This window comes from Xanthomonas arboricola pv. populi, assembly GCF_002939945.1.
GTDB lineage: Bacteria > Pseudomonadota > Gammaproteobacteria > Xanthomonadales > Xanthomonadaceae > Xanthomonas > Xanthomonas arboricola_A.
In genome coordinates, this window is record NZ_MDEB01000006.1 from 234,170 (window position 1) to 256,498 (window position 22,329).

24 protein-coding genes are annotated in these 22,329 nt (G+C 65.2%); 6 read left to right on the top strand and 18 right to left on the bottom strand.

Annotated features, from left to right (window positions below; genetic code table 11):
* Positions 1-6: 6 nt before the first annotated feature.
* From XaplCFBP3123_RS16365 to XaplCFBP3123_RS16390, 6 genes are all read right to left on the bottom strand, one after another.
* Complete coding sequence (locus XaplCFBP3123_RS16365) at positions 7-744, bottom strand: HAD family hydrolase (RefSeq protein ID WP_104534975.1); 738 nt, start codon at positions 742-744, stop codon at positions 7-9.
* Between the two features lie 100 nt (positions 745-844).
* Positions 845-1,951 (bottom strand): AI-2E family transporter, encoded by a 1,107-nt coding sequence (locus tag XaplCFBP3123_RS16370; RefSeq protein WP_104534976.1) that lies wholly within the window; start codon positions 1,949-1,951, stop codon positions 845-847.
* Between the two features lie 193 nt (positions 1,952-2,144).
* Positions 2,145-2,528 (bottom strand): hypothetical protein, encoded by a 384-nt coding sequence (locus XaplCFBP3123_RS16375; protein ID WP_104534977.1) that lies wholly within the window; start codon positions 2,526-2,528, stop codon positions 2,145-2,147.
* The gene (locus tag XaplCFBP3123_RS16380; RefSeq protein ID WP_104534978.1) at positions 2,525-3,013 is read right to left on the bottom strand and encodes a hypothetical protein; all 489 of its coding nucleotides are present in this window, start codon (positions 3,011-3,013) and stop codon (positions 2,525-2,527) included. Before XaplCFBP3123_RS16380 ends, XaplCFBP3123_RS16375 begins: the two co-directional genes overlap by 4 nt.
* A gap of 3 nt (positions 3,014-3,016) precedes the next feature.
* Positions 3,017-3,379, bottom strand: coding sequence for a hypothetical protein (locus XaplCFBP3123_RS16385; protein ID WP_102251076.1), 363 nt, complete (start codon positions 3,377-3,379; stop codon positions 3,017-3,019).
* A gap of 116 nt (positions 3,380-3,495) precedes the next feature.
* Positions 3,496-4,932 (bottom strand): Do family serine endopeptidase, encoded by a 1,437-nt coding sequence (locus XaplCFBP3123_RS16390; RefSeq protein ID WP_104534979.1) that lies wholly within the window; start codon positions 4,930-4,932, stop codon positions 3,496-3,498.
* A gap of 241 nt (positions 4,933-5,173) precedes the next feature.
* Between XaplCFBP3123_RS16390 and XaplCFBP3123_RS16395 the strand changes: the two genes are divergently transcribed.
* A complete protein-coding gene (locus tag XaplCFBP3123_RS16395; protein WP_104534980.1) occupies positions 5,174-5,992 on the top strand; it encodes a histidine biosynthesis protein HisIE in 819 nt (272 codons plus the stop codon).
* Positions 5,993-6,274: 282 nt separating this feature from the next.
* Here XaplCFBP3123_RS16395 and XaplCFBP3123_RS16400 read toward each other — a convergent pair whose 3' ends face one another.
* The 8 genes from XaplCFBP3123_RS16400 to XaplCFBP3123_RS16435 all read right to left on the bottom strand — a co-directional run bounded on the left by XaplCFBP3123_RS16400 (position 6,275) and on the right by XaplCFBP3123_RS16435 (position 11,753).
* Positions 6,275-6,937 (bottom strand): DUF3313 domain-containing protein, encoded by a 663-nt coding sequence (locus tag XaplCFBP3123_RS16400; RefSeq protein WP_104534981.1) that lies wholly within the window; start codon positions 6,935-6,937, stop codon positions 6,275-6,277.
* 60 nt (positions 6,938-6,997) lie between these two features.
* Positions 6,998-7,288, bottom strand: a complete 291-nt coding sequence (locus tag XaplCFBP3123_RS16405) for a hypothetical protein (RefSeq protein ID WP_104535046.1) — start codon at positions 7,286-7,288, stop codon at positions 6,998-7,000.
* 57 nt (positions 7,289-7,345) lie between these two features.
* On the bottom strand, positions 7,346-8,572 hold the full coding sequence (locus tag XaplCFBP3123_RS16410) for a sensor histidine kinase (protein ID WP_104534982.1): 1,227 nt from the start codon (positions 8,570-8,572) through the stop codon (positions 7,346-7,348).
* On the bottom strand, positions 8,569-9,234 hold the full coding sequence (locus XaplCFBP3123_RS16415) for a response regulator transcription factor (RefSeq protein WP_104534983.1): 666 nt from the start codon (positions 9,232-9,234) through the stop codon (positions 8,569-8,571). The genes XaplCFBP3123_RS16410 and XaplCFBP3123_RS16415 overlap by 4 nt, the downstream gene beginning before the upstream one ends.
* Before the next feature lie 152 nt (positions 9,235-9,386).
* Positions 9,387-10,274, bottom strand: a complete 888-nt coding sequence (locus XaplCFBP3123_RS16420) for a TIGR01777 family oxidoreductase (protein ID WP_104534984.1) — start codon at positions 10,272-10,274, stop codon at positions 9,387-9,389.
* A 200-nt stretch (positions 10,275-10,474) separates the two neighbouring features.
* Positions 10,475-11,068, bottom strand: coding sequence for a DUF4142 domain-containing protein (locus tag XaplCFBP3123_RS16425; RefSeq protein ID WP_104534985.1), 594 nt, complete (start codon positions 11,066-11,068; stop codon positions 10,475-10,477).
* A gap of 94 nt (positions 11,069-11,162) precedes the next feature.
* Positions 11,163-11,429 (bottom strand): hypothetical protein, encoded by a 267-nt coding sequence (locus XaplCFBP3123_RS16430; protein WP_164739212.1) that lies wholly within the window; start codon positions 11,427-11,429, stop codon positions 11,163-11,165.
* Between the two features lie 42 nt (positions 11,430-11,471).
* A complete protein-coding gene (locus tag XaplCFBP3123_RS16435; protein WP_016902660.1) occupies positions 11,472-11,753 on the bottom strand; it encodes a hypothetical protein in 282 nt (93 codons plus the stop codon).
* 682 nt (positions 11,754-12,435) lie between these two features.
* Between XaplCFBP3123_RS16435 and XaplCFBP3123_RS16445 the strand changes: the two genes are divergently transcribed.
* A complete protein-coding gene (locus tag XaplCFBP3123_RS16445) occupies positions 12,436-13,536 on the top strand; it encodes a DUF3182 family protein (protein WP_104534988.1) in 1,101 nt (366 codons plus the stop codon).
* Positions 13,536-14,402 (top strand): alpha/beta hydrolase family protein, encoded by an 867-nt coding sequence (locus tag XaplCFBP3123_RS16450; protein WP_104534989.1) that lies wholly within the window; start codon positions 13,536-13,538, stop codon positions 14,400-14,402. Before XaplCFBP3123_RS16445 ends, XaplCFBP3123_RS16450 begins: the two co-directional genes overlap by 1 nt.
* A gap of 117 nt (positions 14,403-14,519) precedes the next feature.
* Here the strand turns inward: XaplCFBP3123_RS16450 and XaplCFBP3123_RS16455 are convergent, their stop codons facing one another.
* Together XaplCFBP3123_RS16455 and fabR are read right to left on the bottom strand one after the other, a co-directional pair.
* Complete coding sequence (locus XaplCFBP3123_RS16455; RefSeq protein WP_104534990.1) at positions 14,520-15,332, bottom strand: hypothetical protein; 813 nt, start codon at positions 15,330-15,332, stop codon at positions 14,520-14,522.
* A 475-nt stretch (positions 15,333-15,807) separates the two neighbouring features.
* Positions 15,808-16,455, bottom strand: coding sequence for an HTH-type transcriptional repressor FabR (gene fabR / locus XaplCFBP3123_RS16460; protein ID WP_010374793.1), 648 nt, complete (start codon positions 16,453-16,455; stop codon positions 15,808-15,810).
* A 93-nt stretch (positions 16,456-16,548) separates the two neighbouring features.
* Between fabR and XaplCFBP3123_RS16465 the strand changes: the two genes are divergently transcribed.
* Complete coding sequence (locus XaplCFBP3123_RS16465; protein ID WP_104534991.1) at positions 16,549-17,625, top strand: ferredoxin reductase; 1,077 nt, start codon at positions 16,549-16,551, stop codon at positions 17,623-17,625.
* 9 nt (positions 17,626-17,634) lie between these two features.
* Positions 17,635-18,759 carry a fatty acid desaturase family protein gene (locus XaplCFBP3123_RS16470; RefSeq protein WP_104534992.1) on the top strand — a complete coding sequence of 375 codons (1,125 nt, stop codon included), beginning with the start codon at positions 17,635-17,637 and terminating at the stop codon, positions 18,757-18,759.
* A 245-nt stretch (positions 18,760-19,004) separates the two neighbouring features.
* Here XaplCFBP3123_RS16470 and XaplCFBP3123_RS16475 read toward each other — a convergent pair whose 3' ends face one another.
* On the bottom strand, positions 19,005-20,564 hold the full coding sequence (locus tag XaplCFBP3123_RS16475) for an EAL domain-containing protein (protein ID WP_104534993.1): 1,560 nt from the start codon (positions 20,562-20,564) through the stop codon (positions 19,005-19,007).
* A 382-nt stretch (positions 20,565-20,946) separates the two neighbouring features.
* On the opposite strand from XaplCFBP3123_RS16475, the gene XaplCFBP3123_RS16480 reads away from it, so the two are divergent.
* On the top strand, positions 20,947-21,123 hold the full coding sequence (locus XaplCFBP3123_RS16480) for a hypothetical protein (protein WP_010374782.1): 177 nt from the start codon (positions 20,947-20,949) through the stop codon (positions 21,121-21,123).
* 566 nt (positions 21,124-21,689) lie between these two features.
* Here the strand turns inward: XaplCFBP3123_RS16480 and XaplCFBP3123_RS16490 are convergent.
* A complete protein-coding gene (locus XaplCFBP3123_RS16490) occupies positions 21,690-22,199 on the bottom strand; it encodes a lipocalin family protein (protein WP_172453320.1) in 510 nt (169 codons plus the stop codon).
* Between the last annotated feature and the right edge of the window lie 130 nt (positions 22,200-22,329).

Consider the following 22,329-nt stretch of genomic DNA (forward strand, 5'->3'; position numbering starts at 1 on the left):
AGTGGCTCAGGCGGGAAGGCGGATGCCGGCGCGTGCGGCGTCAGGGTGCGGTTGCTGCGCGTCCAGCCAATCGGCCAGTCCGGTCATGGAATCGAACTCCAGATCCGGTTGCTGGGTCGGGTGCGACCACTGCGCTCGGTCGCGATTGATCCAGCAGGCGCGCAGCCCGGCATCCAGCGCGCCCAGCACGTCCATGCGCACGTGGTCGCCCACATGCAGCACCTGCGCCGGCGGCACCTCCAGCCGCGCGCATGCGGCCAGGAAGATGCTCGGATCCGGCTTGGCGCTGCCGTGCTCGCGCGAGCCCAGCTGAAACGCGAAGTGATGCATCAGCCCGATGCGCTGCAGATCGGCATTGCCGTTGCTGAGCGCCGCCACCGGCACATGCGCGGCAATACGCGCCAGCGCGTCCAGCGCATCCGGATAGCACTCCACCTGGTTGCGCGCGGCGTAGAAGACTTCATACGCAGGCTCCAGCAAGGCCAGATCGCCGCCGCTCTCGCGCAGCGCCATTTCCAGCGTCAACCGCCGCAGCGCGCTGAGATCGTGGTGCAGGTGCGGGTTGTCGGCAAAGCTGCGCTCGCGCAGTTCGCGCATCGCCTCCACCGGAAACCGCCCGGCGGTGACCGGACTGTGCTCGCGCATCCAGTCGTACAACACCTGATCGATCCGCGCCCCGATTGGCGCAAAGGGCCACAACGTGTCGTCGAGGTCGAGAGTGATGGCGCTGATTGGGAAACTCATCGCCAGATTGTAATGCCGGGAATGGGGAGCCGGGAATCGAGAATGAGTAGAGCGCAGCCACTGCTCTTGCGATTCCCGATTCCCGGCTCCCGATTCCCGGCTACTCCAGCAGCCTGGCCCAACGCTGCATTCCCTCCACCCGGCTCAGCACCATCTTGATGCAGACCAGCAGCGGTACCGCCAGCAGCAAACCGACCATGCCCCATAGCCAGCCGAACAGCATCAGCGCCAGGATCAGCATCAGCGGCGAGATCGCCATGCGGCGGCCGAGCACGATCGGGGTGACTACCTGGCCTTCGATGGTGTGCAGCGCCAGGTACAGGATCGCCGGCAGCATCGCCGACAAGGTGGTGCGGAATTCCACAAAGCCCATCAGCAGCATCAGCATCACGCCGATCAATGGGCCCACATACGGCGCGAAGTTGAGCAGCGCCACCACGGTGCCCCACAGCAGCGCTTCGGGCAGCGGAATCTTGAGCACATAGAGAATGCCGGCGAAGACCAGCCCGACCAGCGTATTGATCACACTGATGGTGAGCACGTAGCGCGAGACCTCGCGCTCGATATCCATCATGATTTCGGTGGTGAAGCGTTGCTGCTGTCGATTGGGCAGCAAGGCGATCGCATGCCGTTGCAGGCTTTCGCCGTAGACCATGAAGAAGAAGGTCAGCAGCACCACCGCCAGCACCGATGCGGCCAGTTTCGGCGTGCGCACCAGCGCCTTGTAGGGATCGTCCATCTGCGTGCGCACGATCTGCACGCCGCGCTGGCCTTCGCCGCCGGCAGCGCGTGCAAAGTTTTCCGCGGCCTGGTTGGCCTGCATCACCGGCTTGGTGAAATCGCGCACGTCGCGCGCGATCTGACGCATCTGCCGGGGCGCCTGCTGCACCCACTCGGCCGCCGGCCCGGCCAGCTGCGCGGCCAGTGTCACGGCACCGGCCAGGCCCAGGCACAAGACCATCAAGGCACCGAGGAAGCGGGGGATATACAGCTTGCGCAGACCGCGCAGGATGGGATTGCCGATCAAGGCAAAAAATGCCGCCAGCATCACCGGCAGAATGATCGTCTGTGCAGCCCACAGCGTATAACCAACCGCAAGCGTGGCCAGCACCACCAACGAGACCGGTGCGCGTGGGCGCGGTGCCGGTGGAGGCGGGAGCGAATCTGCCGCAACGGCAGCATCCATTGAATCGACGGGAAGAGTCATGCGCGCCCTGGCAGCAGACTGGCGTGCTGCCAGCGGTGCGCCATTATCAGCCGAATGCGTCAACGCAGCGCACAGAGGGTGTGCGCGCAACGTCAGCCCTCGACAGCAGCAGTGGCGGACTCTGCCGCGCATCAGGCGGCAAACACCCGCAGCGCGACCCCGAGCGATGGCTCGGGAACGCGGTTATTACGTATTACGCGGCGCGATCGACCGGCGCCTGCACCACCGTTACCGGTGGATCGGCAGCGACCTCTTCGGCACTGTCTGCGGCACGTTCGGCCTGCTCGGAGGCTTCCTGCGCGCGATGGGCGGTAAACAGTGCAGAGATCGTGCTGATCATCTGCAGAATCTTCGGGATGCCGCCCAGCTTGCTGGCGATGCTTCCCAATGCCGCCTGCGGTTCGTTACGGCCGGTGACAAAGCCCAGGCCGAAACCGACCACCACGATCCGCAACGGCGACCACCCGGCACGCCAGGTGTCACGCAATTCTCCCCAATGCAGGCGCGTTTCCTGTGCCCGCCCCTCCACCAGGAATTCCGCGCGTTCGACGCGCTGACGCAAGGTGCCAAACTTCATGTGCGTGCTCCATTGGCAGCCGATGCGTTGGCATGGTCGTCGTCGCTGCTGTCATCGAAGATGCCGAGCTTGACCAGCTGACGACGTGTTGCATTCAAACCGGTGTGGTCGAAGTAGAAGAACACCCGCCACGCCGCGATGCCGGTGACCAACAAGCTGGCCAACGCGGTAAAAAACATCGCCTGGAACCACGACAGGCCGGCGCGTTGCAGCAGCGCGATGATCGCACCTGCCAGCAACAACCACGACGACGCACCGAAGACCACGGCAACGCATGCCCAGGCCAGCCCGCGCCCGAAGGCACTGCGTGCAAGTTGCAAGTCGGCCGACACCAGCCGGCGCAAGGCGCGGCTGGTGTCCTTGGCCGAGCCCAGCGTCGCACGGCCGGCTGCGCCGACCGCACGTACGCTTTCGTCCAGTCCTGGCGTTTCCGGACGCGCGTTGGGCGCGTCGGAGGCGGCAGCTGTAGAGGCCTGATCGCTCACGACTTAGTTGTCGTTGCTGCGTGCCAGCTTGGCAATGATCCAGCCGGTCGCAAACGCCACACCGAACGCGGCCAGCGGCCGCTCGCGAATCAGATCGGTGGCGCTTTCCAGCAGGTCGTTGCCCTTGCTGACCAGCACATCGAGCTGCTCTTTGGCAGCGGCGCCACCGAACTCGGCAGCAGCCATGCCGGCCAGTGCGGTATCGGAGAGCTCTGCCTTGACGTTGGCGCGACCGAGCTTGAGCTCATCGCCTGCAGCGCTGGTGGCGCCCTTGACGGCTTCGCCTGCGGCGCTGGCGGCAGACTTCAGGTGGGTGCCGGCTTCGCTCAGATTTTCTTTCAGCTGGTCGGTATTGGTGGGGCTCATGCGATATCTCCTTCGGTCATTGATGGCAGCCGCGAACAGCATGCGGGCGTGGTGCAGCAATAGCATCGCTGCGGTGTAGGAGGTGTTAGTGCACGCCGATGGCAGTGCACGCCACGTCAACGCATCAGCGCGTCGTACTGCGCGTTGCCACGCAGGATGCGTATCACCAGTTGCTGCTGCTTGCGCTGGAAGTTGGCGCGCCAGCTGGCCAGATCGGCAAACTCGCCCACGCTGCTGGCCACGATCACATCGCCGCTGACCAGACCATTGGCCGCTGCACGACCACCGCGTTTGACCTCGCTGACCATGACGCCGGTGATGCCGGATTGGCGCAGCGATTCGGGCAGGTCCACGAAGGTGGCGCCACCCAGGCGTGGGTCGAGCATGTCGCCGGTGACCGCGCGATCCTGCTCTTTCAGTGTGGCGGTGAGCGTGAGCGGTTTGCCGTCGCGACGAATCTCCAGCCTCACCGCGCTGCCGACCGCCTGCAGACCTTCGTAGTTGTGCAGCGCCTCTGCGCTGTCCACGCGTTGGTCGTTGGCCGCCACCACCACATCGCCCGGCTGCACGCCTGCGGCCGCCGCCGCGGAGCCTGGCAACACGCGCGTCACCAGGGCGCCGCGCAACGAATCCACCCCCAGGCCCTGCAGCATCTGCTGGGTGAGGTTCTGGGTTTCCAGCCCGAGTGTGCCGCGCACCACCACGCCCTTGGTCACCAGTTGCTCCACCACATTGCGCGCAAGGTTGGAGGGAATGGCCAGGCCCAGGCCGATATTGCCGGCCATGCTGCCTTGTGGGTTGAAGCTGGCGGTGTTGATGCCCACCAGCTGACCCTGCAGGTTGACCAGCGCGCCGCCGGAATTGCCCGGATTGATCGAGGCATCGGTCTGGATGAAGTTCTGATAGCCCAACCCGCGAATGCCGCTGCGGCCCACCGCCGAGACGATGCCGGAGGTGACCGTCTGGGTGAAGCCGAACGGGTTGCCGATCGCCACCACGAAGTCGCCCACGCGCAGCGCGTTGCTGTCGGCCAGCTTGATGTCGGTGAGCTTGTCGGCCTTGATGCGGATCAGCGCGATATCGGTATCGGCGTCGGAGCCGATGAAATCGGCCTTGACCGTGCGCCCGTCGCCGAGCGTGACCTGCACGTCGTCGGCATTTTCGATGACGTGGTGATTGGTCAGCACGTAGCCCTTCTGCGCATCGATGATCACGCCCGAGCCGAGCGACTCGTTGATGCGGTCCTGCGGAATCTCCGGGAACAGCCGACGCAGGATCGGGTCGTTGAAGAACGGGTTGCGCACGCGCACCACCTGCTTGGTGTTGACGCTCACCACGGCCGGCATCGCCTGTTGCAGCATCGGCGCCAGCGACGGCACCGGTTGCCCGGCGACGGCAGCCGGCAATGCGGCGGCTGCGGGCAAGGTAAAGGTGGCGGCACCGGCCGGGGTGGCCTCGGCGCGGTTGTCCATCCAGGCATTGATGCCGGTGGCGGCAAATCCGCCGAAGGCAGCGGCCAGGGAAAGGGTCAGCAAGGTAGGCAGCGGGCGCATGCAACGAGTCCGGGTTACGCGGTGGAAGAGGAATAGGGCGTCTGACTGCGTAAATCAAGCTGAACGAGAGTGCCAGCGGGCAATTTAACGCCTGGTGAAAGCGTCGCCGATCCCTTGCCGATGCTGCGTTGACAGCCGCTTGGGCCCGGCGTAGCGTCCGCTTGACCCGATGCCTGTTCAGCATACGCATGCCGCTGCGCATCGCCCGCGTTTTCAGCACTGACGCCCTTAAGGAGGGTCTATGAACAACGGCAATGGTGTGACGGCAACCCTGTCCGAGGCTGTCGATAGCGTCAAGAGCACGGCCACCGAACTGGGCGAGAGCATCGCCAGCACCACCAGCGACGCGGTGGCCAGCGTGCAGGACGCGGCCGGCACGGCGGTGGCAGAGGTCAAGACCCGCGTCGCCAAGGCCCGCAAGGCCGTGGTCAAGGTCGAACAGCGCGTCGTCGACAAAGCCGGCGATGCCGCCACCGCGGTCAAGCGCAGGGTGGCCAAGACCAAACGCTCGCTGGTGTCGAGCAAAGCGGCCGCCAAGGACAAGTTGAGCGCCACCAGGGACGCCGCCAAGCAAAAGCTCACCGCCACCACCGATGCAGCCAAGCAGAAGCTGAGCAGCACCACCGCTGCCGCCAAGAAGAAACTGGCCAACACCAAGGCCAGCGCCAGGCAGAAGCTGGAAACCGCCAAGGCCAATGCCAAGGCCGAAGCGGCAACGCTGAGTGCCAGGACCGCTGCCAAGAGCGCAGCGCGCAAGAGCGCGGTGGCCACGGTGGGTGCGCGTGCGGCAGCGAAGAAGGCCGTCGCCAAGTCGGCTGCGGTCAAGAAGCCGGTCGCCAAAACCATTGCCAAGACCACGGCCAAGAAAGCGCCAGTGGCCAAGCAGACCGCCACCAAGCAGGCGGCAGTAAAAAAGGCGCCGATCAAGAAGGCGGTGACCAAGACCACCTTGAAGAAGGCCGCCAAGGTCACCAAGACCCCGGCCACGCGCGCAGTGGCCAAGACCACCGCCGCCCGCAAGGCGGTCGGCAAGAAAGTGGCCAAGCGCGTCACGCGCTGACGCTGCAGCGCCAAGAGGGCATTGCACGCTGACGACGCGTTGGCAGTGCAAACTGACAAAGGCCGGCGCTGTTCGTGCAGCGCCGGCCTTTTTCGTGGGTTGAGCGTTACTGAGGCGATCGCTTTCTTGTCGTTCCGACTTCGCAAGGCGTCGCCCGTACCCTCATCCGCCCCTGCGGGGCACCTTCTCCCGGTGGGAGAAGGAATCTGAAAGCCGCTGCTTCCCAATACTCAACACTCAATTACCGATTCCAAATCCCAAATCCCGATTCCCGATTCCGAGCTACTGCATGCCCTTGACCAACTGCTCGGCGCCCTTGCGAATACCCGCCTTGGCTGCCTCGTAGGCGCCCAGGCTGGCCTTGATGTTCATCGCGCTCGGGTACTGTTTTTCGACATAGGCGGCGAGCAGGCGGTTGCTCTGCGCGTCGAAGATTTCCACCGCGTAGCTGACCGAGCCGGAGAACGCGCCCTCCTTGCCGCGTGCGGCCTGCACCGCGTTATAGGAACCGCCGCCCAGATCCACCTTCATGAAGGTGCCTAGTACCCGCTTGCTGGGCTTGGCGCCGGTCAGGCTGATGCGCACTCGCAAGGTGTCGCGATCGGCCACCGCCGCGCGTTGCCAACGCTGCCCGATCGCATTGCCGAATTCCTGCTGCATGTAATCGGCAAGCATGCGTTTGTCCTGTTCGGGCACGTCTTCGAATTGCGCGTCCGGGCCGCGATAGATGCTGACCGGCTCGACCAATGCGGCGCGGTAGCGCGTCCAATCCAGCTCGCTCTGATAGGCGTACGGCATGCGGTCACCACGGCTGCCATCGTGCGGGCGCAGATAGCTTGAAGACGGCAACTGGCTATAGGGCATCGGGCGCGTACTGGCACAACCGATCAGCGTCACGCTGACAATCAGCAGCGCGCCGCAACGGACAAGGGAAGGGGGCGACATGGGCAAATACCTGGAGAAGGAAGCAGAGAGGGGCAATCACGCGCGGCCGAGGCGGCGCGCTCAATGCATCAGATAACTGGCCACTGCCAGCGCAAACACCACGGCGGTGGCAGTGAAAAACACACCGCTCTTGGCCCAGCGCTGCAGCCGGCGTGCCTCGCGTGCGCTACGGATATCCGGCAGCTCGCTCCAGATGTCGCGATTGCGCGTGCCGGTACGGCCGCAGCGGAATTCCAGCAGTGGTGCGTTGGCGACAGCGGCAGGGATGACGCTGTCGTTGGCGGCCGTGCGCGCTATCAGCAGCGCGACGGCGGCGGGGGCGAGTGGAGTGGAACGGATCGAGTTGAACATCACCATGCATCCTGGATGCGTGCGGTGAGTGCACTGTAGGCAGCGGGTGTTGGAAACTTATTGGCTTGGGCGATGGACGATTGCTGCGCGCCGGCCGCGTTCAGCCAGCGCGGCGGACGCCTCGCCGGCGAACACCACCCGCACGCACAGGCCGCGGCCCTGGTTGCCTTCGCAGGTTTCGATGGTGGCTTCGTGCAGGCGCGCGATACCGGCCACCAGCGACAGCCCGATCCCGCTGCCTTGCACCTGGCTGCCGGCAACCCGATAGAAGCGTTCGAAGATGGACCCGTGGGCACTCTCCGGCACGCCCGGGCCGTCATCGCTGACCTGCACGAACGGATGCAGCAGATCGGTGCGCAGGCAATAGCCGCAACTCACGTCCACCGTGCCGTGGAGGCGGCCATAGCGGATGGCGTTGTCGACCAGATTGCGGATCAGGATGCCCACCGCATCCACATCGCAACGCAGCAGGCACGGTGATGCCTCCACCTGCAGATTGATGTGGCGGGCGTCGGCCTGCACGCTGAATTCGTCCAGCACATGCGAGATCAGCTCGCCCATGTCCACCTGCCGGTACGCCGCCGAACTGATGCCTGCATCCAGCCGCGCCAGATCCAGCAATTGCTCGGCCAAGCGATTGCTGCGGCGTGCGGTTTCCAGCAGCTGTTGCAACGCCGCGTCCTTGGCCTCCAGCGTGGGCGCACGCAGCGCGACCTCGGCATAGGCATGCAGCGCGGACAGTGGCGTGCGCAGTTCATGCGCGGCGTCGGCCACGAAATCGCGTTCGGCCTGCACGGTCTTTTCCACGCGGGCCAGCAGGGAATTGAAGGAGCCGATCAGCGGGCGAATCTCGTCCGGCGCCTGCTCCAGCGGCACCGGTTCGGTCTCCAGCCCGGTGCGTTGCGCGATGGCGCTGGAAATGGCGCGTAGCGGTGCGAGCGAGGTGCGTACCGCCCACCACACCAGCACGCCCAGCACGCCCAGTTGCAAGGTGTTGAGCACCATCGCAATCAAGGTCTGCTTGAAACTCATCCGCGAGGACGCATTGCCGATCGGGGTATGCGCGTCGACCGCAGCCGGCGGCTCCGGTTGCGTATCGAAGCGGTGCTCCAGCGCGTCGGGCAGGGCGCTGATCAACTGGTCGCCGAACATGTTGAGCTCCTGCTCGAACACGCTGTGGTGACCCTGGGTGACCAGGGCGATCAGGATCCACAGGGAGGTGGACCAGCTCAACAACACGATTGCGGCCAGCGCCGCCAGCATGCGCGCCTGCAGCGATTTCATTCGGGCGCCTTGCCGACCATGTAGCCCTGACCATACACGGTGGAGATCAGCGCATCGCCCAGCTTGCGGCGCAGCTGGTGCACGTACACCGCAATCATGTTGCTGCCGCCTTCGGACGGGCCGCCGTAGACGCCCTCTTCCAGCTGATCCTTGGTGACCACACGGCCGGCGCGTTCCATCAGCGCCAGCAGCAGCCGGTATTCGTGCGCGCTCAGTGCCACCCACTTGCCGTCCTTGGTGACCTTGCGGCTGCTCGGGTCCACGCAGACATCGCCCTGGTTGAGCAACGGCACCACGCGGCCCTGGCTGCGCCGGGTGATCGCGCGCAGCCGCGCCATCAGCTCGTCGAACTGGAACGGCTTGACGAGGTAGTCGTCGGCGCCGGCATCCAGGCCGCGGATGCGGTCGGTGAGCTGGCCGCGCGCGGTCAGTGCGATCACCGGCGTGGCGTCGTAATGGCCACGCATGAAGCGGATCACCGTCAGCCCGGACTCGCCCGGCAGGCCGATATCCAGAAGCACCGCGGTGTAGCGGTGGTCTACCAGCACGGTCTTGGCGGCGTTGGCGCTGCCGACATGGTCGATGGTCCAGGACTGTTGGCGCACGCCATCGCAGATCGCGTTGGCCAGCATGGTGTCGTCTTCGACAAGGAGCAGGTGCATAGGTGTTCCGCCGGGCCCCAGGGCCAGTCCGAGATCCGCAGCACTGTCGGAGATGGTCGTTAGGCAAATATTAGTGCATGGCCCGATGGGCCGTCGCAGCGCGGCCGACGGACCCGCCCACCGCGCAAGGCCTACCCAGGACAGCGCAGGCGCTAGCGCTGCAGGATGGCGCGTAACGCCGCTTCCAGGCGCGGATACTGGAAGTGGAAGCCGGCATCCAGGGCGCGTTGTGGCAGCACGCGCTGGCTGATCAGCAGCAGCTCGGCCATCTCGCCAAAGCCCAGTCGCAGCAGGCCGGCCGGCAGCGCCAGCAGCGCAGGGCGATGCAGCACGTGGGCCAAGGTGCGCGCGAACTCGGCATTGGTGACCGGGGTTGGCGCGGTGGCGTTGTAGGCGCCGGCCTGGCCGTGTTCCAGCAACCACAGCAGCAAGGCCACCATGTCGGCCCGGTGGATCCAGCTCATCCAGTGCCGGCCATCGCCGAACGGGCCGCCGCCACCGAAGCGGAACGCCGGCAGCATGCGGGCCAGGGCGCCGCCGTCGCGATCGAGCACGATGCCGGTGCGCACCCAGCTCACGCGCGGGCCGAGCGCGGCGACCCTGGCCGCTTCGGCTTCCCAGTCGCGGCACAGCTGCGCGGAGAAATCGTCGCCGGCATGGTCCGCCTCGGTCAGGACGCTGTCGCCACGCTCGCCGTAATAGCCCACCGCCGAGCCCGAAATCAGCACCGACGGGCGCTGTTCGGCCGGCTGCTGCGCGATCCAGGCATGCAGCTGGCGGGTGATGCCCAGGCGCGATGCCCGGAAACGCTGCTTGCGTGCCTCGGTCCAGCGGCCGGCAGCCAGCGGCTCGCCCGCCAGGTTGATGACCGCATCGGCCCGCACGCCGTCCAGCGTGTCCACCGCGGTAATGCCAGGCAGGCTACGCCCGGCGCGGCGCAGGTCGCGGGTCAACACGCTGACCTGGTGCCCGGCCTGTAGAAGTGCCGTACACAAGGCCTGGCCGATGAAGCCGGTGCCGCCGGTGACGAGCAACTGCATGGGACATTCCTGCGCCGGATCGATGCGGCACGATAGGCCAGCGCCGCCTGCTGCAGGGTGAAGTCGCTGCAGCATGCGCTGCGGTTGCCGCGTGGCGCCAGGACGGCGGCCAGGTGGACAGCGCGCTCGATCGGCAAGGCCCAAACGCAAACGCGCCGGACAGGCCGGCGCGGTGGATGCTTGCAGGCGGTGCGCCAGGCTCAGCGCGAGGAGGACACCGCGTGGGCACGCTCGAAGTGCGCCGACACCACGCGCCGGCTCTCTTCCAGATGCTGCTTGACCGGCGCGCTTTCGGCGGCGGGCAGCAGTTCGGCATCGATGATCTTGATGGTGTCGCCGTGGTCGCTGACCATCGTGCGCAGGAAGGCATTGCGGTACGCGTCCTTGCCATCGGGCAGGGTTGCTGTCTTTTCCAGTGCGTCCACTGCCGCCTTGCCCTTGGCGCGCATCGCGTCGGCGCGGGGGCTGTCGGTGGCACCCAGCGCCTTGCTCTTTTCCAGGTTGGCTTCGTGGTCGTGCAGCAGCTGCTTGGCGAATGTATCGGTCGCGCCGCCCAGATCCTGGGCGATGGCCTGCTTGGCCAGCGCGATTTCGTTTTCATCCAGCGCCGCCAGCACGCCGAGCACGGCTGCATCTCCCTTGGCAAGTTCGGCAGCGCCGGTGCCGCTGACCGGTGCGGCAGTCGGCTCGGGCGATACTGCCGGCGCAGTCCGCGATGCATCGCCGCCGGGGCGATCGCAGGCGGTAAGGGAAAGCACGGCAAGGAGCGATGTCGCGACAAGAAGGGATTTCATGGAGGTCCTAAAAGGATGCGGCCAACACAGCCGACAGTGGAATGCAAAGGAGCCGCTACGCGGCTCCGGTGATGCGTGGATCGGCGTCTGCCGATCAGGCCAGCTGCGGCTGGGCGACTGCGCCAAGGCCCAGCGATCTGGCCGGCGTGCGCACGGTGTCCTGTGCGGTGCGGCACACGCGCGCCATGCGTGCGGTGCGCTCGCGAATCAGCGCGTGTTCGCTGGCCGGGGCACTGCCCAGCAAGCTGGCGACATGGAAGCCTAGGATGTCCTCCGCGCGGTCGCCCTGGTCGCTGACGATGTGCGGAACCAGCCGCTCCAATCGCTCCAGCTCCTGCTGCACTTGATACGGGGTTTTCATGATGCTCTCCAATGAGTAACGGCCTTGCTCAACACGTGTTGCTCAACTATTGCGTGTGCCCAGCCGCTGCCAGCAATCGGTGGCCAACTGTTCGTAATTGGACTGGGTGCTGGATGAAATGAAGTGATGCTCCAGGCGGTCGCGAAACAGACGCAGACGTTCCTGATCGCTCGAACGCGGCGCCTGCAGATAGATATCGCAGGCCATTTTCACCACCGGGGACAGTTCGCTGAACTTGCCTGCACCCAGGTTGCCCTGCGCGTGCCGCGCCTGCCAATGCGCGATTTCGGCTTGTACATCGATGACGGATGGGTCTCTGCTCATGACTTCGCGTGGTCCGGGTTAAACAAACTTGACATGCAGGGTAACTGTGGCTGTGTCAACGAATGATCATCGAGCCCGACTATTCAACGCATAGCAGCAGTGCGTGCTTAACTGGTCAGCTCCCATTCGCGCCTCTACACGCTGCGTATGCAGACCGTGCCGCGCGCAGCGTGTAGTTGCGATCAAGCCATGCCGTTACGACACACAATAGTCAGCAATCGATTGCATTGCCCGAAACGTTGGCGGTGAAAGTATGTCGGTTGCCACCGCGCGTCGGCTAATGCTGCGCTGATGCTCGAGAAAAACACCCACGCAGTGCCGCAATTTACGGAAGATTCTGAATCGTTCCACACTTGTGTAACGTCTGATGCTTATGATGTCGGATGACATTAGGGAGATGAGAGTACTCAGGATGCAGGACAGCAAGAGCAGTCGTAAGCCGCAACCCGCCAGCGGTCCCCCGGAAGCACGCGTGTGGTGGCATGCATTGGTAGAACTACGCGGGGGACGTGTCGCCATCAGCTTGATCGTCGTCCTTGTGATTGTGTCTGCGTTCTATCTGACGCTGAAGTAAGCCGGTTTTTCCGGCACCAGCGTAGCGCTGCATCAACGCCTGCACGCGTCTCAACTGTTTGAACAAGCCAGCAACGGCACGCGGCTCGACGCTGCGAGGGGAGACGTGATGGCGCACAAGCAGTACTGCCGGGTCGTGGGGCATGTCACCCGCCCGGTGCCCGAATGCGGTCATGAGCGTGCCACGCACGCCTGGGTCTGCGGCGAAATTGCACGGCTGCTGGGCGTGCGCGGTGCAGCGCACGCCGGTGACTCTAAGCATGCTGTTCCGGAGATCGTGTTCCATGTGCCCGATGAGACCTTGACGTCGGAACAGGCGCATGGGCTCGGTATCGATGACGCCGCGGACTTGCTGGGCGGCATCGTGCCGCATGCCTTCCTGGCGACCAAGGTGATCGGCCATCCGTTGATCGCCGACCACGCAGCGAGCATCGCTGGATGGAACCAGGCGCTGGCCACCGCACTGATTCCGGCCACCTTGGCAGGCTATACGGTGTTTTCGCGCATTGATGCCCTGCGTGCCCTGGAGATCCTGCTACCGCATGGCGGGGTGCGGCTCAAGTTGCCGACCGGCGTGGGTGGCAACGGCCAATGGCGTATTGCCGGTGCAGCGCAACTTGCGCAGGTGCTCGACAGCCTGCCGGAGGACTATCTGGGCACGCATGGCGCGGTGCTGGAGCGCAATATCCTGCAGCCCGTGACGCACAGCGTGGGCGAGCTCTGCGTTGCCGGTGTCCAGATCGCCTATTACGGGACGCAATGCAGCGTGCGCAATGCGCAGGATGAAGAGGTCTACGGCGGCTCATCGCTGCACGTGTATCGTGGAACGCTCGAGGCGCTGGCCATGACCGCGCTACCGTCCCTGCAACAGCGTGTGGTCGAGCAGGCCTGCAGATACGATCGATTCATCACCGCCGCCTATCCTGGGTTGCACATCACGCGGCGCAACTACGACGTGGTCAGCGGCGACGATGGGCAGGCCGGTCCGGTCTGCGGTGTGCTGGAGCAATCCTGGCGCGTCGGTGGCGCCACACCGGCCGAGCTCGCTGCAATCTCCAGTTTTCAGGATGATGCCGGCCTGCAGTGGGTACGCGCCTCCACGCATGAGATCTATCAGGGCGAACCGCCCGCAGATGCGCAGATCTACTACCGCGCCGAGCGCGCCGGGCCGGGTCCGCGCTTCAAATACAGGAGGGTATCCACCACATAATGGAAGCCAAACTTTCCAGCATCCAGATCCCGGTCGACCAGGACGAACTCAGCGGCACCCTGCTGACGCCCACCGGCATTCCCGCAGTGTTGTTCGTACACGGCTGGGGCGGTAGTCAGCACCACAGCCTGGTGCGTGCGCGCGAAGCGGTCGGCCTGGGCTGTATCTGCATGACCTTCGATCTGCGCGGTCACGAAGGCTATGCGTCGATGCGCCAGAGCGTGACACGCGCGCAGAACCTGGACGACATCAAGGCCGCCTACGATCAGCTTGCCGGCCTGCCGTATGTCGATCCGCAGTCGATCGCCGTGGTCGGGCTCAGCTACGGCGGCTACCTGTCCGCATTGCTGACGCGCGAACGCCCGGTGGAATGGCTGGCGTTACGCTCGCCCGCGCTCTACAAGGACGAGCACTGGGATCGCCCCAAGGTCAGTCTCAACGCCGATCCGGAGTTGATGGACTACCGGCAACGCGTACTGACCCCCGACGACAATATCGCCTTGGCGGCCTGCGCCGATTACAAGGGCGATGTGCTGTTGGTGGAGGCGCAACACGATGTGATCGTGCCGCATCCGGTGTTGCGCAATTACGCCGATGCCTTCGTCAATGCGCGCTCGCTGAGCGCACGCGTGATTGCCGGTGCCGATCACGCATTGAGCGTCAAGGAACACCAGCAGGAATACACGCGCACCCTGATCGACTGGCTGACCGAAATGGTGGTCGGTCGGCGCATCGCCCTGGCCAAGGAAGTGGTGGCCGCACGCAAGCAGATGCTCAAGCAGCAGAGCGATGCGGTGTCCTCATCAGGGCAAGGTGCGCACGAATTCCGCGGCGACATCCGTGCAGTGGAGAAGAGCTCGAGTTGAGCGGTGCGCTCGATGAGGCGCATCGTGCCTGGTGATGTTTTCGAAAAAAAGAACGGGCCCGACGGGCCCGTTCTTTTTTCCAAACTTCAGTGTGGCTTGGCGCCAAGCCTTAACCCGTTAGACGCGCGGGTCGGTCGGGTTGCGACGTGCCGCTTCATCGTGATGCTCTGAATCGAAGGCTTCGCGCACCGCATGCTTGGCCTTTTCCCAGCTCAGGCGCGAGTTGGACCTGGCACGGTCCCAGCCATCGCCCAGGTCGCGTTCCAGATGGTCGTCCCACTGGCGGCCGGCGTGTTGTTGACGCGCCTGCATGCCATAACGATAGGCAGGGCGATAGTCGTCGTAGGAATACTCGGCATCGCGATAGCTCGCGCTGTCGAAGCGGCCTTCGTAATGCGTATCGCCCTCGCGATAGACGCTGTGCGTGCGATCGGCGCGCTCCCAGGCATCGCGCGCGGCGAGTCGCGCCTCTTCCCATTCCAGCCGCGACTCGCCGCGATTGCGCGGCCATTCGCCGGCCAGGGTGGCTTCGGTTTCTTCCCAGGTGCTGGTCGGGCGCGTTTCGCGCGCCTGCAGGCCAAAGCCGTAGACGGTGGCGTAATCGCGATCGTAGTCGGTCCCTTCCTTGTAGTAAGGACGGTTCTGATGTTCCTGACGCCAGTATTCGGTTTCCACCGTCGGGTCCAGTCGCTCGGCGACGCCCTTGCCGGCCGCAGCGCCGGCCACTACGCCCACTGCGGCGCCGATCAAGGTGCCGAGCGGACCGAACACCGTGCCGGCCAGCGCGCCGGCGGCAGCGCCGCCTGCGATGCCGCCCACACCCACGCCCACCGGATGCGAACCGGGTGCACCAGAGATCGGATCGCGGTTCAGATCCTGCGCTTCGGCCTTGCGTTCCTGCTTGTCGAGAGGGGTGTCGTGGTTGCTCATGTCGTCTCCGGGGTGCCTATAGGTGCGTCTGTCGAGCAGATCGCGAACGTGGCGCCACCTTGGCCACACAGGAGTGAAACGCATGTGCTTGGATGTGAGCACCGCCGCGACAAGACTGAACTGTGCATTCGCCGCCATGGATGAGGTTGGTCGGTAGACGTACGACCGTATCGCCCTGCAGGTGTTTGGATGCCTTTGCAGGCAAGCAGGCACTGCAGATGTTTCAGCGATCGCCATGTTCGGTTGTCTGCGCAAAACGCGGCATGTGCCGATATCCATGCACAGGCGCTTGCACGCACTTGGCGTGGCTATGCACGTGGACTGCACCACCATAATGCGCGCAGGTCATTGACGCACTGACAGCGCATGCGTGCGATTTGGCGCGTACGCAACCAGCCGGGCGTATCGCTCGAAGCGATCATGCGTCACCGGTCAACGCGAGACAGACCGGTCGCTTTCCAGCGTCAAACCACGCTCACCCGCCGTGCGTGCCGAGCGTGCGTGCGCCGGTCAATATCATGCGCAGCATCTGCGAGATCTGCTCGATCAGCTCGGGGTCTTTTTCCGGCGGCGAGTCCATCGCCACTGCGCCCATCGCGAACACCAGCCGCGTGATCGCCTTGGAGACCAGCGCCGGTGCATGCAGCTTGGCGTTGTCGGCGGCGGCCAGGCGGATCAGGTCCACCCGCAGCTCGTCTTCGAAATAGCTGAGTTCGCGCTCCACTGCCTGCTTGAACGCATCCGAGCCCACCGCACCTTCGCGCAGCAGCACGTGCAGCAACTTGTCGTCGGCACGCAACTGTTCCATGAAGGCTTCGACCGACACGCGGATGACGCTGCGGTCGGTGGAGGTGGCGCGCTGGCGGGCCTGGCCGATGATGGTGCGCAACGAACGCCCGGCCAGATCGATCAAGGCCACCGCCAGCTCGTCCATGTCGCGGAACTGGCGATAGAAGCTGTTCGGCGCGATGCCGGCTTCGCGTGCCACTTCACGCAGGCTCAAGGTGGACAGGCTGCGGTGCGGTCCGATCAGCGACAGCGCCGCAGCGATCAGGTCCTCGCGTGAAATCGCCGGCTTGCGTGACGGCGGCGCGTCGTGGGAAGGCAGGGCGATGGAGGTCATGAGGCGGTAGCCGGGCGTGGGCCTGAATCATAGCTCCTCTGATCGATATACAACTGTATACACGGCTGTGCATGCATGCGTATAGTGCACTTCATGAACCTGGCATCCGATCCCAAGTCCAAGTCCCCTTTGCCGACGCGTCTGGCGCGCCGGCTGGTGTCGCCGCAGTTGTTCGACTTCTGGGCGACCCGGCTCAACCCCCTGTGGACGCTGGAACGGCCGATGGCCCGCCTGGTCGCGCGCACGGCGGCCAGCCGCGATGCGGTGACCCTGCTGCTGCGGCCCAACGGTCACTGGCGGGGCATGCAGGCCGGCCAGCACGTGAGCCTGGGCGTGGAGATCGACGGCCGCCGCCTGCTGCGCAGCTACAGCCCGACCGTGCTGGCCGATGGCCGCCTGGCGATCACCGTCAAGGCGATCGAGGGCGGGCTGGTTAGCCGCTACCTGGCCGGCAATGCGCCGATCGGTACGGTGGTGTCCCTGGATCCGGCCTTCGGCGACATGCTGCTGCCGACCACCCCGACGCCGCTGTTGCTGCTGGCTGCCGGCTCGGGCATCACCCCGATGCGCGCGCTACTGCAGGCCGCCGTGCAGGCCGGCATGCCGATGGAGGTGGACCTGCTGTACTGGGTGCGCCAGCGTGACGAAGCTTGCTTCGTCGACGAATTCGAGGCGATGGCCGCCGCACATCCGCATCTGCGCGTACGGCTGCTGACCACTCGCGAAGGCGAAATGCCGGCTGCGCGTATCGCTACCTATCCGCTGGAGCAGATCGCCGATCTGGACCGGCGTCATGTGATGGTCTGCGGCCCAGGCGGTTTCGTGCAGGCGGCGCGCGCGCGCCTGCAGGGCCGCGTGGCCGCGTTCCAGGCCGAAGCCTTCAGCGTGCCGACGCTGGAAGACGGCGAAGCCGGTGACGTGCAGGTCCAGCTGTCACGCAGCGGCCGTACGCTGACCCTGCCGCGCGGCCAGTCGCTGCTGGAAGGGCTGGAAGCGCAAGGCCTGCGGCCGAAGCACGGCTGCCGCATGGGCATCTGCAACAGCTGCGCCTGCGCGCGCCAGGCCGGCACCACGCGTCACCTGTTGACCGGCGAGCGCAGCAACGAACCCACCGCACAGGTCCGCCTGTGCATCAGTGCCCCGAGCACTGACCTGATCCTGGATCTGTAAGGAATCTTCATGAGCCGAGTCCACAACCGCGCCCTGTCCGCTGCCGAACTGCAGTCCTTCGGCGACGAGCTCGATGCCATCCGCGCCCGCGTGCAGAGCCAGGTCGGCGCCGCCGATGCGCGTTACATCCGCCGCATCGTGGCGGCAGTGCGCTGGACCGGCGTGGCTGGTCGCGCGTTGCTGTTCCTGGGCGCGTTCGTGCACAGCGTGCTGATTCCGGCGTGGATCGCCGGCGTGGTGCTGCTGACCCTGTCCAAGATCCTGGAGAACATGGAGCTGGGCCACAACGTCATGCACGGCCAGTACGACTGGATGGGCGACCCGCAGCTCAACGGCAACACCTACGAGTGGGACATCGTCGCCACCGGCGACAACTGGCGCAAGACGCACAACTTCAAGCACCACACCTACACCAATGTGCGCGGCATGGACGACGACATCGGCTACGGCCTGCTGCGCATCTTCCCCGAGCAGCGCTGGCGCCCGTTCTATCTGCTGCAGCCGTTCGTGGCGGTGTTTTTTGCGCTGCTGTTCGAATGGGGCGTGGCGATCCAGGACCTGCGCCTGGGCCGCTGGTTCGCCGGCAAGATGAAGGCGGCCGAGTTGCGCGCCTCGTTCCTGCCGGTCGGCCGCAAGATGGGCCGCCAGATGCTCAAGGACTACGTCGTGTTCCCGCTGCTGGCCGGCCCGTTCTTCCTGACCGTGCTGCTGGGCAATCTCGCCGCCAACGTGCTGCGCAGCATCTGGACCTTCGTGATCATCTTCTGCGGCCACTTCACCGCCGATGCGGAAGTGTTCCCGAAGGAGTCGATCCGCAACGAGTCGCGCGGTCACTGGTATCTGCGTCAGCTGCGGGGTTCCTCGAACCTCACCGGCGGCAAGCTGATGAACGTGCTGTCGGGCAATCTGAGCCACCAGATCGAGCATCACTTCTACCCGGACCTGCCGGCCAATCGTTACGCGCAGATTGCGGTGGAAGTGAGGAAGATCTGTGCGCGCTACGGCCAGCACTACAACACCGGCTCGCTGCCGCGTCAGTTCGGCCAGGTAATGTGGCGGATCGTGCGGCACGCGTTCCCGAGCCGGCCCAAGCCGGTACGTCGCCAACGCGAAGGCGCCTTGCAACGCGCCTGATCGAAAGGGCCGCCATTGGCGGCCCTTTTTATTGGCCCAGCCAATCCGGCCTGGCCGCCACACGAGGTTGCGCCTCGTGGCTGTGCAACCTCCTTGTTGCTTTCGGCAGCGGTGAAGACCTTCGCTGCGATTCGAGCAGGCCGTGTGTGTGCATCGCTTACTGCCGTGCCTGGATCGGCGTGTCTGGTTGGTCGACGACTCGTCGTGCCGGCTCACGTCAGTGCTTGACGCCGTAGCGGCGCTGGTCAGTGCGCGGCGCCGCGCATCAGCGCGTGGTAGGCGATGAAGCCGGTGGCCGGCAGCGCGCGCGAGAACAGCCAGCCCTGCGCCAGGTCCACGCCGTGCGCGCGCAGATAGTCCAGCTGCTCCTGCCGTTCCACGCCTTCGGCGATGGTGCGCAGCTGCAGCGTCTTGGCCATGTCGATGATGTGCGAGGTCACCGCGCTGGTGGCCGAGTGGGTGCCGATGGTGTCGACGAAGGACTTGTCGATCTTCAGCGCATCCAGCGGCAACCCTTGCAGGTACTGCAGGCTCGAATAGCCGGTGCCGAAGTCGTCGATCGACACCGTATGGCCGGCACCGCGCAGGTGGGTGATGGTGGTGCGTGCCGCTTCGATGTCCATCAGGCTGCGTTCGGTCGCTTCCACCCACAACTGCCCGCTGTCCACGCTGGTGCCATGCAGCGCCTGGGCCAGCACGGTCTCCACACGGCCGCTCTTGATGTCTTCTGCGGAGACATTGATGGCCACGTGCAGGGAGGGGTCGGTCGCCAGGGTGGGGCCGAGGTCGCGGATGACTTCAGCCACCACCAGATCGGTGATCGGCAGGATCAAGCCGCTTTCTTCGGCCAGCGGGATGAAGGCATCGGGCGGGATCAGCACGCCATCGGGTTGCTGCCAGCGCACCAGCGCCTCGGCACCGACGCAGGCGCCGGTGTCGAGCGCGATGATCGGCTGGTAATACACGACGAACTCGTTGCGCTGGACGGCGATTTCCAGCCGTGCCAGGGGCGACAACCGCCGCCGCGATACCCAGATCACCAAGCCGACCAACAGCAATGCCAGCGCAATGCCGACCGGTACTACCTGCAGCCGTGCGGCCGCCAGCGGCCCGCGCAGATAGGCCACCGGCTCGGTGACGATCGCGGCCCAGTCGCCACGGCGGTCGCGGCCGGACAACACCTGGGCATCTGCGCCGGTGCCGGATGCATCGGTGGGCGGTGCGATCAGCAACTGCTCGGCGGCGGTGCCGGTACTGCTCAGTATCCGTCTGTCCGGCGTGCCGATCGCCAACTGCAGGCCGGGCGGCAGATTGATGTCGGTCAGCGTGTCCGGATTGATCAGGACGTTGTAGTCCCGCAGCTGCAAGGCCATCAGCGGGTGTTGCGGATTGGCCAGCGGACGCAGCCGCGTGGTGACCGCGATGCCGCGCTTGACCACGAAGTCGGCAGCGGTGTGCGCAACGACCTCCGGCGATGGCCCCCACGAGGTGCAGCGCAACCGGCCCTGCTGGATATACCCCAGTTCCACGATGTAGTGACTGGCCAGCACCAGTGCGCGCATCTGCGCCAGATGCGATTGGGAGCAGGGCTGCAGCTGCGACGCGCCCATGCTCAAAAGCGCGCCATGCGCCTCGTCGAAGGCGGTGTCGGTGCGCCGGATCGACAATGCCGCGAGCTGAGCGAGTTTGCTTTCTTCGCGGGTCAGCGCCAGTCGCCATGCCAGGTAGTAGGACAGGCTGACCGGAAGCGTTGCGCACAGCAGCACCAGCAACACGGTCACACTGATGATGCGTTGACGCTTCACCTCACCACCCACATCTGCGTGGAGGCGTGTTCACGCACAACAGCCCGTGCGGAGTGGTGCTGGCATGCATTGCCCCACAAACGGTGCGGCGTATTTGCGCCGCGCACGGACGTATCGCGCGAAGACGGTGGAGACAGTGGCGGTGGAATGATGAGGCTGCACGTCGCGAATGTACGACAGACGCGTGGGTTGCGCGCGTCTGCTGGGCGAAGCAGATGCGATTTTGTGCAGATGCCGATGTCGGGCGGCATGGCAATCGGCCTCGTCAATGGATTCACGCGCCTGCAGCAGGCGGCGCGCTAGGGTCGGGTTGCCTGTGCTCCCAAGCGGGAGCCGCGGCGCCATCCGGCCCCGTGCAATGCACTCTCCTGGAGGAATCACCATGACAACGCAGAAAGAACGTGTCGGCGGCACCGATGCAGTGCCGATCTTCAAGATGCAGGAAACCACCCGCGATGGCGAGCTGACCAAGTACGTGGTCGGCGACACCGGCGTTGCCTTCGACAGCCTGGAAGGCGCGCAGGCTGCAGCCAAGGATCTGGGCACGCTCAACGGTTGAGTCGGGCTGCAATTCCGGTCGCCAAACGTCCAATACCAGATAGGCGAGGGTTGGCAGGTCGAGGGCGCGATGCCCTCACCGCTCGCGGGACACGCCGTGAATCCGTCCCTGGAGGCTCCTTGGCGGCATTCATGCTGCCAGGGTCCCGCAAGCGATAAGGGCGCCGCAACAGACAGTTGTTCGGCTGCTTTCTTGAAAGCTCGTCTGCTGCGCGGCTTGCGATGGGAAGCCGGTGGCACGCAGCAATCCGAACAACCCATGTCTTGCCTTGCTTGCCCCATGCGCACTGACCATCTTGACTGGTCATTGCTCGCCTACCGTCGCGAGACCTTATGCGGCATGGATGCCGCATAAGAGCCTCCAGGGACGGATTCACGGCGTGTCCCGCGATGGTGGGCGGGCAAGTGCCCTGCAGCCAAGCCGTAGATGAGCCGCTCTAGAGTTGCTCTAGCTCTATTGTTGATCTATCCACGCAACCAAAATCCCCCAAAGACACATGACATTCGCTGGTCAAGGGCGCGTGTCCTCGCGTTGGGGCTGACTGCTATGTCAGCTGTGCGCAGCAGTCAGGGAAGTGGCTGCTCGGTCAGTCGCCCGGTGTGCGGGGTGTGGATCAGCGGGGCCAGATCGAAGCCCTGCTCGCGTGCATGCGCCAGATAGGCCTGGGTGATGTTTTCGTCCAGCTGCGGCAGCCTTGCCAGCAGCCACAGGTACTTGCGGTCGGGACCGCCGACCAGCGCGGCGGTGTAATCCGCATCGATGCGCATCACCCAGTAATCGCCTTTGGTGAACGGAATCCAGCGCAGGCCTTCGGGCAGGAAGGTGACGTCCAGTCGCGCGTTGCTGTCGTCGATGGCGCGCGCCTCGCCGATTGCTTCTTCCAACTCGCCTTCGGCGGTCAGGCAGCGGTTCTGCACCCGCACCGTGCCGTCGTCCTGTAGCGAATAATGGGCCGACACATCGGTGCAATCGGCGTCCTCGAAGCGAATCGGCAGCCGTGCGATTTCGTACCAGGTGCCCAGATAGCGATTCAGATCCAGGGACGGGACGGTGACTAGGTCGGGAAGTCGGCTCATGACGGCCTCTGCGCAGTGGTGTGGCGGACGTTGTACGTGCATCGCCATGAAATGGATGTTGCGACGCTGGAGAGAGCGGGTGGACGTACGGGGCGAATGCCGTGCCGCCAGAGAAAGGCGCGCGCACGCT